This is a genomic window from Microbacterium aurum, from assembly GCF_016907815.1.
Classification (GTDB): Bacteria; Actinomycetota; Actinomycetes; order Actinomycetales; family Microbacteriaceae; genus Microbacterium; species Microbacterium aurum.
Map to the genome: position 1 here is coordinate 573,048 of NZ_JAFBCQ010000001.1, position 13,213 is coordinate 586,260.

Here is a 13,213-nt window from a genome sequence, read left to right on the forward strand (position 1 = left end):
GACGAGCATGTCTCTCCTCGTCACCCACGCGCGTCTCATCACGATCCCCGCCGGCACCGCCGACCCCGGGTACATCGAAGACGGCTGGATGCTGATCGAAGACGGCCGCATCGCCGCGATCGGGTCGGGGACGCCGGATGCCGCGGCCGACGAGACCCTCGACGTCGCGGGCGCCTTCGTCGCGCCCGGCTTCGTCTCGAGCCATTCGCACCTGTTCACGAGCGGCCTGCGCGGCCTCGGCGTCGCCGACACGCTCTACGGCTGGTGCGACGCGATGCTCGGCACGACCGCGCACATGACGCCCGAGCAGCTGTACTGGTCGACGCTGCACGGGTCGCTCGACTTCCTGTCCAACGGCGTCACGACGGCGTACAACTTCACCGACCCGCTGCAGGCGTGGGAGTCGATGGTCGACGGCAAGCGCACGGGCACCGCGGGCATCCGCGGACTCGAGTACCACTACCGGCAGCCCGACGGGACGCTTGATGCGGGCATCCGCTTCGTGGATGCCTCGGGCATGGACGTCACGGTCGGCAGCTCCGACGAGGTTTTCGACCGCTTCGCCGCCGAGGTCGCGCACACCCGAGCGATGGACGCCGACTTCGCCCTCGGCTCGTCGATCATGGGCCAGGTGCAGTGGTCGCCGCATCCTGAGGCCGCCGAGTTCGAGGTCGAGGCGATGCGTCGCTACGGCGTGACGAACCAGGCGCACTTCCTCGAGTCGCCCGAGGCGGTCGAGCACCAGCAGTCCAAGTTCGCGCTGTATCGGGATGCCGGGGCCCTCGGCCTCGGGCTCATGTTCGGGCATTTCATCCAGACGACCCCCGAGATCATCGCCGAGTCGGTGGCCGGCGGTGCGTCGATGTCGTGGCAGCCGGCATCCAACGGTCGCCTCGCGTCGGGTGTCGCGCTGGTGCCCGAGATGCTCGAGATGGGGATGAAGGTCGGTGTCGGGCTCGACGATCAGGCGTGCACCGATGTGAGCGATCCGTGGCAGAACATGCGGATGGGCATCTACATGCAGCGGGCGCGCACGAAGGATCCGCTGTCGATGATGCCCGAGCTCATGCTTCGCCTGCACACGCTCGGCGGTGCCGAGATCATGGGCGTCGACGACCGCGTCGGATCGCTCGAGGTGGGCAAGTTCGCCGACTTCGTCGTCGTCGACCCGCGGATGCCGGATGTCGGACCGCTGTGGCATCCCGTCCGCTCGTACGTGCTCGCGATGAGTCCCCGCAACCTCAAGGCCGTCTACGTCGGCGGCCGCCTCGTGAGCGAGAATGGGGTGTCGACCAACCCGCTGGCCGCCGAGGCGTCGGCGAAGGTGCACGAACTGCCGGCGGCAGTCATCCCGCTGCGCGGTCACCCGCACTGAGTTCCGCGGCCAGCCGCCACACGCGGTCGCGGCTGAAGGGCTGAGTGAAGGGGCGGATGCCGAGGGCGCGCGCGATCGCGTTGCCGATCGCGGGTGCCACGGGGTTGTACGGCGACTCGCTCATCGACTTCGCGCCGAACGGGCCCAGGTCGTCGCTCGTGTCGGCGAAGTACACCTCGGTCTCGGGCACGTCGGCGAACTGCGGCACGCGATACGTGCGGAAGACGGGCGTCGTGACCTTGCCCTCGGGCGAGACCATGACCTCTTCGTACAGCGCGCTGCCGATGCCCTGCGCGACGCCGCCCTCGATCTGGCCGCGGCACTGCGCGGGGTTCATGACGAACCCGGCATCCGCCGACTGGATCGACTGCAGGATGCGCACCGTGCCGGTCGTCGGGTCGACGGCGACGCGCACGGCGTGCACGTTGAACGCGAGCGAGCGCTGCTCGCCGAGCTCGCTGCCGTCGGCGGTGAGCTCACCGTCGGCGCACAGCTCGGCGAAGCCGACGAGCCCGGCGATCGTCTCGACTCCCGTCGAGGTGAGCGAAGCGGATGCCGCGTCGGTGCCGGTCAGCGCCGCTGCGCGCTCGCGCATCCGCCGCGCGAGCGTCAGGCACGCGGCGTGCAGGGCCTTGCCCGCGACCGTGATGCCGGCCGAGGCGAACGCGCCGGTGTCGTGCGCGACGGCATCCGTGTCGGCGTGCCACAGCTCGATGCGGTCGAAGTCGGCGGCGAGATCGGTCGCCCCGATCTGACGCAGGACCGTCGTCGTGCCGTTGCCGAACTCGGCCGTGCCGGCCCGCAGCAGGTACGTGCCGTCGGCGCGCAGGGTCGCGGTCGTGTGCGCGATGTGGCCGAACGGGGCCATCGTCGCGATCATCGCGGCCGCCATCCCCTCGCCGACGAGCCAGCCGTCGGGGGCGGTCGCGCCGTTGCCGCGCGCCAGGGCGTCCTGCGCGAGGTCGAGGCACTGGTCGAACCCGTAGCTACCCCACACGAGGTCGTCGTGCCCGGGGTCGTCACCCGACCGGATCGCATTGATCCGCCGCAGGTCGAACGGGTCGATCCCGAGCCGCTCGGCGAGCATGTCCATCGCCGATTCGACGCCGAGCACAACCTGCCCGAGGCCGTACCCGCGGAACGCACCGGACGGGATGTTGTTCGTGTAGACGACCTCGGCGTCGACGCGCTTCAGCGGCACCCGGTAGATCGTCGTCGACTCGGCGAGCGAGTGGAACATGACGCCGCGCGAGTGGTTGCCGTAGGCGCCGGTGTCGCTCAGCAGGTCGATCTGCATCGCGGTGAGCGTGCCATCCGCATCCGCCCCGAGCGTCACCGTGACGCGCATCGGGTGCCGCACCGCGGCACGCAGGAACTCGTCGGTGCGGGTGAACTCGTACGCGACAGGGCGCCGGGTGCGCAGCACCGCGAGGGCGACGAGGTCTTCCGTGAAGATCTCCTGCTTGCCGCCGAAACCGCCGCCGAGCCTGGCCGCATGTACACGCACGCGGTCGCGCTCGAGGTCGAACAGTCGCGCGATCTCGTCGCGCGCAAGGAACGGCACCTGCGTCGACGAGCGGATGACCAGGCGCCCCTCGTCGTCGAGCCAGCCGACCGAGCCGTGCGTCTCGAGCTGCGCGTGCGTCACGCGCGAGGTCTGCCACGTGCCCGTGACGGTCACGGCGCTTGCGGCGAGGGCGGATGCCACGTCGGGCCCCGCGTGCACGCTCGCGATGACGTTGCGGTGCGCCTCGTCGACGCGGTCGTCCGGCGTGCGATCGGGGTGGATGAGCGGCGCGCCGGGCATCCGCGCCTCGTCGGGGTCGAAGACGGCCGGGAGCACGTCGTAGGTGATGTCGACGAGGCGGCACGCGGCATCCGCCGCTTCGGCCGTCTCGGCGACGACCGCGACGACGCGCTGGCCGATGTAGCGCACGACGTCGTCGAGCATGCGGGTGTCGTCGGGGTCGTCGGTGCGGTGCTCGTGGCGACCCGACGAGTAGCGCACCTGCGGGACGTCCTCGTGCGTGAAGACGGCGACGACGCCGGCAACGGCGCGCGCGGCGGTGGTGTCGATCGCGGTGACGCGCGCGTGCGCGTGCGGGCTCGCGACGACGCGCAGCACGAGCGCATCCGTCGCGGGGTGATCCGGCGGCAGATCGAACGTGAACGGCTCGCGGCCCTGCACGATGCGGCGCGCGGCCTCGGGGCGGGCGGAGGTGCCGACGCGCTGCGGGGCCGCCGTGGCCGGTGCCGTCGTCGCGGATTCGGCTCGCGGCCCCGTCTCGCGCACCTCGCCGAGCACCGACGCGCGGATCGCCTCGCGGATGGGGCGGTAGCCCGTGCAGCGGCAGAGGTTGCCCTTCATGCGGCGGTCGAGGTCGTCGAGATCATCGCCGCACAGCGTCGAGGCGGTCACGGTCATGCCGGGCGTGCAGAATCCGCACTGGAAGCCGAAGCCGTCGGCGATCGCCTCCTGCACGGGATGCAGCTCATCGGCGGGCGCGAGGGCGGCGGCCGTCGTGACGGCGCGGCCCTCGACGCGCACGGCGGGGATGAGGCACGAGTGCACGGGCACTCCGTCGAGCAGCACCGAGCATGCGCCGCAGTCGCCCGCGTCGCAGCCCTTCTTGACCTCGGTGTGGCCCGTTTCGCGCAGCAGGGTCCGCAGGCACTGGCCCGCGCGCGGGTCGGCCTCGACCGGCTCACCGTCGACGTCGAAGATCATGCGAGCTCCGCCCGGATGCGTGACGCGAGCTCGATGCTGACCGCCCGCCGCCAGTCCGCGGCACCGAGCGGGTCGGTGTAGTAGCCGGGGGCGGATGCCACGGCATCCGCCAGATCCGTCTCGGTCGGCAGCTGCGCGAATCGCAGCACCGTCGGCGTCGCCGTCGCAGCCGTCACGGTGAAGACGCTCGTGCCGTCGGGGTCGACGCGGCCCGTCACGACGGCGCCGGAGCGGCCGTGCTCGGCGAGGGCGATCTTGCGCAGCAGGGCGCGCGAGGCGAGCGCGTGCGCGGGGATCTCGACGGCGCGTAGCACGTCGTCGCGGCCGAGGATCGTGGTGCCGTTGCCCGTCACGAGATCGGCCACCGGCATCCGCCGCTCATCGTCTTTTGTCCAGATGACGGCGACGGCGTCGAGTGCGACGCTGAGCGACACCATCGCTCCGGCGGCGAACGCGCGGCAGATGTTGCCGCCCACGGTCGCGGTGTTCCAGATCTTGAAGGATGCCAGCAGGGCGTTCGCGGCCGCCGGCACGAGCTGCGCGGCGGGCCAGTGCGCGGGAGCTGTCGCGGCCCACGCGACGAGGTTCGCGATCGTGCACGTCGCTGCGACGCGCAGGCCCTCGGGGGTCTCCTCGAGGTCGGGCCAGGCGAGCCCGGTGAGATCGACGAGGCCGGTCGTGGCGGGCTGCGGCTCGCTCATGATCCAGGTGCCCCCGGCGAGGAGAGCCTCGCCGGGGGCAAGCTGCAGATCCTCCCGAGAACGGGCGACGCGGTACGCCTGCACCGACGTGATGTCCATGTTGTCCTGCTCTCCGGATCGCGGCCCTAGCTCGCTGTCGCGCCCGATCGAGTGAAGCAGGCCCCCGTTTCGCGGGTGTTTCATGGCCGCAACACGGCCGCAATCCGGGGCGCATACCGTGAATGGCATGCGTGAGATCCTGCCTGTCGCCGCCCGTTGGGCGGATGCGGAGCAGGCGTTCGCGATCGCGACGGTTGTCGGCGTCGGCGGCAGTGCGCCGCGCGAGATCGGCGCGAGCATGGTCGTCTCGGCGAGCGGCGAGGTGTTCGGCACGGTGTCCGGCGGATGCGTCGAGGGCGCCGTCTACGAGCGCTGCCTCGAGGTACTGGCCGGTGCCGCACCTCACGTCGACCGGTTCGCGTACAGCGACGCCGACGCGTTCGCCGTCGGGCTGACATGCGGCGGGACGATCGATGTCCTCGTGCGGGCCGTGCCCCCGGGGAGTGCCGCCGCGGCCGATCTGCAGCTGCTCGCGGCGCGCGAGGCCGCCGCGATCCCGACGGGGTTCGCGCTCGTGACCGCGGGGCCGGAACTCGGCGTCGGGCGAGTCGTGTCGTCGGACGCCGCAGCGCCCGCGGCGGTGCCGGGTGTCGTCTCGCTGCGGGTCGGGGTTCCGGCGCGGTTGATCGTCGTCGGCGCGGTCGAGTTCGCCGTCGCGCTCGCGCGGCTGGGCGCCGCGATGGGGATGCGGGTGACCGTCGTCGATCCGCGCGAGGTGTTCGCGACCGAGGCCCGATTCCCGGGTGCCGAGGTCGTCGTCGACTGGCCCGACCGGTACCTCGCGGGGGAGCGGCTGGATGCCGGAACCGCCGTCTGCGTCTTGACGCACGACCCCAAGATCGATGTCCCCGCGCTGCGCGCGGCGCTCGCGTCGCCGGCCGGATACATCGGGGCGATGGGCAGTCGCCGGACCCACGACGACCGCATGCGGCGCCTCGGTGACGCCGAGGTGCCGCCGGCGGCGCGGATGCGCGTGCGCTCGCCGATCGGACTGGATCTGGGCGGACGCAGCCCCGAGGAGACGGCCCTGTCGATCCTCGCGGAGATCGTCGCCGACCGGCACGGTGGCACGGGGGCCCGGTTGTCGGGGCTGTCCGGGCCTGTGCACGCTGCGGTCGGGCCGGGGGCGGGTTCGGGTTCTGATGCGGCTACCCAGGTGCCTGCCGCGGTGCCTTCGTCGGTGCCCTCGATCGAGTGCGCCTGGATGCCCGACGTCCCCGCCCGCTCATGAGCGTCGTCGGCATCGTGCTCGCCGCCGGCGCGGGCACGCGGTACGGCCACCCGAAGGCGCTCGCGACGGATGCCGACGGGCGAGGGTGGATCGCTTCTGCCGTCGAGACGCTGACGGATGCCGGATGCGCGCCCGTGCTCGTCGTGCTCGGCGCCCGACACGACGAGGCGACCGCGCTCGTCCCCGCCGCCGCGACGATCGTCGTCGCGGCGGACTGGTCCGACGGGTTGTCGGCCTCGGTGCGGGCGGGACTCGCCGTCGCGGCGGAGACCGCCGCGACGGCCGCACTCGTGGTCCCCGTGGATGTGCCCGAGCTGCCGGCATCCGCGTGCATCCGCGTCTCGGCGGATGCATCCGCCGAGACGCTGCGGCAGGCGGCCTACGGCGGCGAGGTGGGCCACCCCGCGCTCATCGGGCGGGCGCACTGGGGCGCGCTCGCCGCCGAGCTTGAGGGCGACCGCGGCGCGGGCGGATACCTGCGTGCGCACGGTGCCGCCCTCGTCGAGTGCGGTGACCTGTGGCGCGGCCGCGACGTCGACACCCCGCCCCCGCGGCATCCGTCCCTTCGCGCCGCATTCGCACGCCCGTAGCGGCACGGGCGGCCGGATGAGCCCCGCGCGCGGCGCGCCGCCCCCGCGGCATCCGTCCCTTCCCGCCGCATCCGCGCGCCGATAGCGGCACCAACGGCCGGATGAGCCCGCCGCCGTGTAGCGTCACCACCAGGACCCGACGCATCCAGGAGGCGACGATGATTCCCGAGATCAACTATTGAGGATGCCGCGGCATCCTCCACCATCGACGCCGCCGCCATCGCCGAGCGCCTGTAGCCCCGCTCCGGCCGGGACCACAGGCGGGTCGCGCGGCCGGGTGCGCGGGTGGGCCGGTCCCTCACCCAGTCTCCTCGCGCCGGATCCGGCTGTCTGAGCCCGCTGGGGCGCCACGAGCACCAGAGCAGACTGAATTGTGCCCGCTCGCTCCCGCGCACCGCGCCCGCGCCGCACCGCGCCCGCGCCCGAGCACCGCGCCCGCGCGGGCCTCAGGTGCGGATGACGATGTTCTCCGGCTCCTCGTCGGCGAGCAGGTGCGCGATCTGGCGCTTCACAAGCGCCGCGATGCGCGGGTGCATGGCGCTGGAGGCTCCGCCGACGTGCGGCGCGATGAGCACGCCCGGAAGCCCCCAGAGCGGGTGCCCCTCGGGCAGCGGTTCGGGGTCGGTGACATCGAGCGCCGCGCGGATGCGCCCCGCCCGCACGTGCCGCACGAGCGCGTCGGTGTCCACGAGCGGTCCGCGCCCGACGTTGACGATCAGCGCGCCGTCGGGAAGGGCGGCGAGCTCGGCGTCTCCGATGATGTGCCGCGTCGCATCTCCGCCGGGAAGGGTCAGCACGACGATCTCCGCCGTCGGCAGCAGTTCCGGCAGCTCGTCGATGCCGTGCACGCGGATGCCGTCCTCGTCGCGCGCCCGCGACGCCACCGGCACTAGGTCCACCTCGAAGGGCGCCAGCCGTGCGGCGACCGCCTTGCCGACGCCGCCGTAGCCGAGCAGCAGCACCCGCCGGTCCGCGAGGCTCTGGGCGTAGCGCGGATGCCACACCCCCGCGCGGGTGTCGACGGCGAACGCGTCGAGGTGCCGCTGCGCGGCGAGGGTCAGCCCCACCGCGAGCTCGGCGGTGGAGGTCTCGTGCACAGTCGCGGCGTTGGCGAAGACGATCCCGGGCGGGAGCTTCTCCGCGGTGCCCTCGTAGCCGATGGACTGGCCCTGCACGAGTCGGGTCGTCACCCCCGCCAGCAGCGACAGCCCGTTGCCGCCGGACATGTAGGGCGGTACGACCAGGTCGATGCGGTCGCGCGGGGCTGCGGCATCCATCGCCCATACGATCACCTCGACGCCGTCCGGGAGCGGCTCGAGGTCGCGGGCGAGTTCGGGGCGGGGGACGGAGACGACGAGGCTCATGACCTCGACGCTACCCGCCCGTGCGACGGGCGCGCCCAGTATCCTCGCCCCAGGAGGTGCGCATGATTCCGGAGATCAACTACTGGGCGGTGCTGCTGGCGACGGTGGCCGCCATCGTCATCGGGTCGGTCTGGTACACGCCTCGCGTGTTCGGCGACCGGTGGAAGAAGTGGGGGCAGGTCACCGATCCCGAGACCTCGGCGCAGGCGTGGCTGCCGATCCTGGTGTCGGTCGCGCTGGCGTTCCTGCTGGCCTGGGTGCTCGCCGGCTCCGTCGCGATCGCATGGCACTTCTACGCCGGCGGATACCTCGGCTCCGCGATCGTGACCGGGCTGACGCTGTGGGCCGGCTTCACGGCCGGTCGCTTCATCACGCACGACGTCTTCGCCGGGCGCCCGTCGCAGCTGACGATCCTCAACATCTCCTACGAGCTGGTGCTCGTGCTGGTGATGTCGGTGATCATCGGTGTGTGGCCACCCGCGGGCACCGTCTGACCGGCGGATGCCGCGGCGCGCGGCATCCGTGCGTGTATCGCGCGGCGCGGGTCAGGCCGCGGCGCCCACGACGGCCGCAACCGCCGAGGTGAAGAACGCGAGACCGTCGACGCCGGAGCGCATCGCCTCGGGCGTGTTCGGGCCGAAGCCCGGCTCCACGGCGTGCTCGGGGTGCGGCATGAGCCCGACGACGTTGCCGCGCTCGTTCGTGAGTCCCGCGATGTCGTCGAGCGATCCGTTCGGGTTCACGCCGACGTAGCGGAATGCGATGAGTCCCTCGCCCTCGATCCGCGCGAGCGTCTCGGTGGAGCAGATGTACCCGCCGTCGGCATTTTTCAGCGGGATCGTGATCTCCTGGCCCGCCTCGAAGTGCGAGGTCCACGCCGTAGTCGCGTTCTCGACGCGCAGCCGCTGGTCGCGGCGGATGAACTGCTGGTGGGCGTTGCGGATGAGCCCGCCCGGCAGCAGGTGAGCCTCGACGAGCATCTGGAAGCCGTTGCAGATGCCGAGGATCGGCATGCCGGCGGCGGCGGCATCCTTCACCTCGGCCATGATCGGCGCGAGCGCGGCGATCGCGCCGGCGCGCAGGTAGTCGCCGTAGCTGAAGCCGCCGGGGAGGACGAGGGCGTCGACGCCCTCGAGGTCGTGCGAGCCGTGCCACAGGGCGACGGGTTCGGCGCCGGCGAGGCGGATGGCGCGCTGCGCGTCGCCGTCGTCGAGCGATCCGGGGAAGGTGATGACCCCGATGCGCGTGGTCATTCGACGACCTCGATGCCCACGACATCCTCGATCACGGAGTTCGAGAGCACCTCGTCGGCGAGCTTGCGGGCCACCGCGAGCGTCTCCTCGGAGGCGTCGGCGACGGTCAGCTCGAAGCGCTTGCCGATGCGGACGGCCGAGAAGCCCTCGACGCCCATGCGGTCCAGGGCGCCGGCGACGGCCTTCCCCTGCGGATCCAGCAGCTCGGCCTTGGGCATGACGTCGACGACGATGGTGGGCATTCGAGGCTCCGGGATCTGACGGGAACGGGTCGCCTCCAGTCTACGGGCGCCGCGCTGCCGCGCCGCCACTGCGGAGCAGGATGCCGGTCCTCGCCGTTACCGAACCGTGACCGCCGTATGGAGCGCTCCCTTGACATCCTTGGGAGCGCTCCCGTAACGTCGGGGCTGTCCGGTGAGAGCGCTCCCATCCCGAATCACGCGCTGGGTAACGGGAAAGCGGCCCACGCACCAGTAACACACCCACAAAGGAGTGACACGTGAACACACGCGCACTGCGACGCATCGGTCTCGTTGCCGGCGTCGCGACCACCTCCGCCATCGTCCTCGCCGGCTGCGCCGGTGGCAGCGGCGGCGGCGCCACGGCAGACCCGAACGAGAAGGTCACGTTGACCATCGCGACGTTCAACGACTTCGGCTAAAGCGACGAGCTGCTGAAGGAGTACACCGACGCCCACCCGAACGTGACGATCGTCCACAATAAGGCCGCGACCAGCAACGACGCGCGCGCCAACTACTTCCAGAAGCTCGGCAAGACCGGTCTCGCCGACATCGAGGCGATCGAGGTGGACTGGCTGCCCGAGGTCATGAAGTACTCCGACATGCTCGCTCCCGTCCCTGCCGAGCTGAAGGGTCGCTGGCTGGACTGGAAGGAGAAGGCGGCGACGGATGCCGACGACAACCTCATCGGCTACGGCACCGACATCGGCCCGGAGGCCATCTGCTACCGTGCTGACCTCTTCGAGGCGGCAGGCCTTCCCACCGACCCGACCGAGGTCGCGACGCTCCTCGACGGCGACTGGGCGAAGTACTTCGACGTCGGCGCGCAGTACTCCTCCGCGACCGGCAAGGCGTTCTTCGACTCCGCCGGCGGCACCTACCAGGGCATGATCAACCAGGTCGAGGCCGCCTACGAGAACCCGGACTCCGGCGAGATCGACATCGACCCCGCGGTCGAGGACCTCTACAACCAGGTTCTGGACGCCAGCGCGACGCAGTCGGCCCACCTCGGCCAGTGGTCGGATGACTGGTTCGCCGGTCTGTCCAACGGCGCCTTCGCCACGATGCTGTGCCCGGGCTGGATGCTCGGCGTGATCTCCGGAAACGCGGAGGGTGTCGATGGCTGGCGCATCGCCAACACGTTCCCCGGCGGCGGCGGCAACTGGGGCGGCTCGTACCTGACCGTTCCCGCCAACGGCGAGCACGTCGCGGCCGCTCAGGAGCTCGCGGACTGGCTGACCAGCCCCGAGACCCAGATCAAGGCGTTCGAGAACGCGGGCATCTTCCCCAGCCAGAACGACGCGCTGACCGATGACACGCTGCTGGGAAGCACGAACGCGTTCTTCGGCGACGCGAAGGTCGGCGAGATCTTCTCCGAGCGCGCCAAGGCGGTGACGGTGTCTCCGTTCAAGGGCCAGTACTACTTCCAGATCAACGACGCGATGCAGAAGGCTCTGACCCGCGTCGAGGACGGCACGCAGGACAAGGCCGCCTCCTGGGATCAGTGGAAGTCTGAAGTCGACGCGATCGGCTGATCGGATGCCGTGGGTCCGGGCGCTGTGCTCCGGCACCGCCTCCGGGCCCACGGCTCTTCTCCCGGCGAACGCGCCGGCACCCGGCATCCCCCCATCGCACACCTGGATCGAGGCACGACGTGAGCGCGACGGCGACCAAGCGCATCGGGTTCGGCACCAAGCTGAGCTCGTGGGACCTCAAGGTCTCGCCCTATCTGTACATCTCCCCGTTCTTCATCCTCTTCGTGATCGTGGGACTCTTCCCGATCGGCTACACCGCCGTCATCTCTTTCATGAACTGGGACCTCGTCCGAGGGTCGGGTGAGTTCATCGGCTTCGACCAGTACGGGTGGATCCTGTCCAACCCGAAGTTCTGGATTGCGCTGCGCAACACCTTCAGCATCTTCCTGCTCTCGAGCGTTCCGCAGCTGATCGTCGCGATCTTCATCGCCGCACTGCTCGACCAGAACATCCGCGCCAAGACCTTCTGGCGCATGGGCGTGCTGCTGCCCTACGTCATGGCGCCGGTGGCCGTGGCTCTGATCTTCTCCAACATGTTCGGCGACCAGTACGGGATCGTGAACACCTGGCTCGGCAACATCGGGATCGAGCCCGTGAAGTGGCACTCGAATGCCTTCGCCAGCCACATCGCCATCGCCACGATGGTCAACTTCCGCTGGACCGGATACAACAGCCTCATCCTTCTCGCCGCGATGCAGGCGATCCCGCGCGACTACTACGAGGCCGCGACGGTGGACGGTGCCGGCAAGGCACGTCAGTTCTTCTCGATCACCCTGCCGAGCCTGCGCCCCACCCTCATTTTCGTCATCATCACCTCAACGATCGGCGGACTGCAGATCTTCGATGAGCCCCGCATGTACGACCAGTACGGCACCGGCGGGGCGAACTCGCAGTGGCTGACGATCACGCTCTGGCTCTACAACATCGGCTGGGGCGAGTGGAACTTCGGCCGAGCTGCGGCACTGGCGTGGATCCTGTTCCTCATCATCTTGGTGATCGGCCTGATCAACCTCCTTGTCACGAAGAGTCTCGTCCGCGACGAAGGCAGCAGATCGACCATGACGCGCGCACAACTGCGCGCCGCACAGCGCAGCGCGAAGGCCGATGTCGCACGGCGCCGCACCGCCCACAACGCCGCCACCGAGACCCGTGAGGTGATCCGATGAGCGCCCTCGACGCCCACCCCATCGTCCTGTCCGAGGAAGAGCCGGAGCCGCCCCGCCCGGCACGCCGGCCCCGGCGCGTCAAGGGGTCACGCCCTGGCTGGTTCGTGTACGGATGCCTCGGGGTCGTGCTCCTGGCGAGCATCTTCCCCTTCTACTGGTCGCTGCTGATCGGGTCGGGCACCTCGTACACGATCCGCGACCCCAACATGTCGTGGCTCCCGGGCGGAAACTTCTTCAGCAACGCCGCGAAGGTGATCAACGATCCCGCGGTGAACTTCTGGGTTGCGCTGTGGAACTCGATCGTCAGCTCGGGACTCATCGCCCTGTCGGTCGTGTTCTTCTCCACACTTGCGGGTTGGGCCTTCGCGAAGCTGCGGTTCAAGGGCTCGAGTGTCCTGCTGGTCTTCGTCATCGCGACGATGGCGGTCCCGATGCAGCTGGGTGTCGTGCCGCTGTACATCCTGTTCAGTGAGATCGGCTGGACCGGCAACCTCGGCGCCATCATCATCCCCGCCCTCGTCAGCGCGTTCGGCGTGTTCTGGATGACGCAGTACATCCGCCAGGCCGTCCCCGATGAGCTCATCGAGGCCGCGCGGGTCGACGGGGCGACCGCCTTCCGGACGTTCCTGACGGTCGGCGTGCCCGCCGCGCGTCCTGCCGCAGCGATGCTGGGCCTGTTCACCTTCGTGTCGGCGTGGAACAACTTCTTCTGGCCGTTCATCGTGCTGGACCGGCAAAGCCCCACCCTGCCCGTCGCGCTGTCGCTGCTGCAGTCGAACTACTTCATCGACTACTCGATCGTGCTGGCCGGCGTGCTGCTGTCGACCATCCCGCTCATCATCCTGTTCGTCTTCGCCGGCAAGCAATTGGTCAGCGGCATCATGCAGGGTGCGGTCAAGGGCTGAGGCCGCCGCGCCTGGAGAAAGGGACCA

11 protein-coding genes and 1 pseudogene are annotated in these 13,213 nt (G+C 70.6%); 7 read left to right on the forward strand and 5 right to left on the reverse strand.

Annotated elements, in window-relative coordinates:
• Positions 1-7: 7 nt before the first annotated feature.
• Entirely contained in the window at positions 8-1,375 is a 1,368-nt protein-coding gene (locus JOD60_RS02825) for an amidohydrolase family protein (protein WP_076688373.1), read from the forward strand.
• Here JOD60_RS02825 and JOD60_RS02830 read toward each other — a convergent pair.
• Positions 1,347-4,103, reverse strand: a complete 2,757-nt coding sequence (locus JOD60_RS02830; protein ID WP_076688375.1) for a molybdopterin-dependent oxidoreductase — start codon at positions 4,101-4,103, stop codon at positions 1,347-1,349. The genes JOD60_RS02825 and JOD60_RS02830 overlap by 29 nt on opposite strands.
• Positions 4,100-4,903: an FAD binding domain-containing protein gene (locus JOD60_RS02835; protein ID WP_076688377.1), complete on the reverse strand. Its 804-nt coding sequence runs from the start codon at positions 4,901-4,903 to the stop codon at positions 4,100-4,102. Before JOD60_RS02835 ends, JOD60_RS02830 begins: the two co-directional genes overlap by 4 nt.
• A gap of 127 nt (positions 4,904-5,030) precedes the next feature.
• Here JOD60_RS02835 and JOD60_RS02840 point away from each other — a divergent pair, with 127 nt between their 5' ends.
• Both JOD60_RS02840 and JOD60_RS02845 read left to right on the forward strand, forming a co-directional pair.
• On the forward strand, positions 5,031-6,134 hold the full coding sequence (locus tag JOD60_RS02840; protein ID WP_076688379.1) for an XdhC family protein: 1,104 nt from the start codon (positions 5,031-5,033) through the stop codon (positions 6,132-6,134).
• Positions 6,131-6,724 carry a nucleotidyltransferase family protein gene (locus tag JOD60_RS02845; protein WP_076688381.1) on the forward strand — a complete coding sequence of 198 codons (594 nt, stop codon included), beginning with the start codon at positions 6,131-6,133 and terminating at the stop codon, positions 6,722-6,724. The genes JOD60_RS02840 and JOD60_RS02845 overlap by 4 nt, the downstream gene beginning before the upstream one ends.
• 446 nt (positions 6,725-7,170) lie before the next feature.
• Here the strand turns inward: JOD60_RS02845 and JOD60_RS02850 are convergent, their stop codons facing one another.
• A complete protein-coding gene (locus tag JOD60_RS02850; protein WP_076688383.1) occupies positions 7,171-8,088 on the reverse strand; it encodes a 2-hydroxyacid dehydrogenase in 918 nt (305 codons plus the stop codon).
• Between the two features lie 62 nt (positions 8,089-8,150).
• Between JOD60_RS02850 and JOD60_RS02855 the strand changes: the two genes are divergently transcribed.
• Positions 8,151-8,582: a DUF1761 domain-containing protein gene (locus tag JOD60_RS02855; RefSeq protein WP_076688385.1), complete on the forward strand. Its 432-nt coding sequence runs from the start codon at positions 8,151-8,153 to the stop codon at positions 8,580-8,582.
• Between the two features lie 51 nt (positions 8,583-8,633).
• On the opposite strand, the gene purQ is transcribed toward JOD60_RS02855, so the two are convergent.
• Both purQ and purS read right to left on the reverse strand, forming a co-directional pair.
• Positions 8,634-9,341 (reverse strand): phosphoribosylformylglycinamidine synthase subunit PurQ, encoded by a 708-nt coding sequence (purQ, locus tag JOD60_RS02860; protein ID WP_076688387.1) that lies wholly within the window; start codon positions 9,339-9,341, stop codon positions 8,634-8,636.
• On the reverse strand, positions 9,338-9,583 hold the full coding sequence (purS, locus tag JOD60_RS02865; RefSeq protein ID WP_076688389.1) for a phosphoribosylformylglycinamidine synthase subunit PurS: 246 nt from the start codon (positions 9,581-9,583) through the stop codon (positions 9,338-9,340). The genes purQ and purS overlap by 4 nt, the downstream gene beginning before the upstream one ends.
• 257 nt (positions 9,584-9,840) lie before the next feature.
• On the opposite strand from purS, the pseudogene JOD60_RS02870 reads away from it, so the two are divergent.
• The 3 genes and pseudogenes from JOD60_RS02870 (at position 9,841) to JOD60_RS02880 (ending at position 13,186) form a co-directional block, all read left to right on the forward strand.
• A pseudogene (locus JOD60_RS02870) lies at positions 9,841-11,115 on the forward strand (ABC transporter substrate-binding protein).
• A gap of 119 nt (positions 11,116-11,234) precedes the next feature.
• Entirely contained in the window at positions 11,235-12,281 is a 1,047-nt protein-coding gene (locus tag JOD60_RS02875) for a carbohydrate ABC transporter permease (protein ID WP_076688391.1), read from the forward strand.
• Positions 12,278-13,186, forward strand: a complete 909-nt coding sequence (locus JOD60_RS02880) for a carbohydrate ABC transporter permease (protein ID WP_076688393.1) — start codon at positions 12,278-12,280, stop codon at positions 13,184-13,186. Before JOD60_RS02875 ends, JOD60_RS02880 begins: the two co-directional genes overlap by 4 nt.
• The last annotated feature ends 27 nt before the right edge of the window (positions 13,187-13,213 follow it).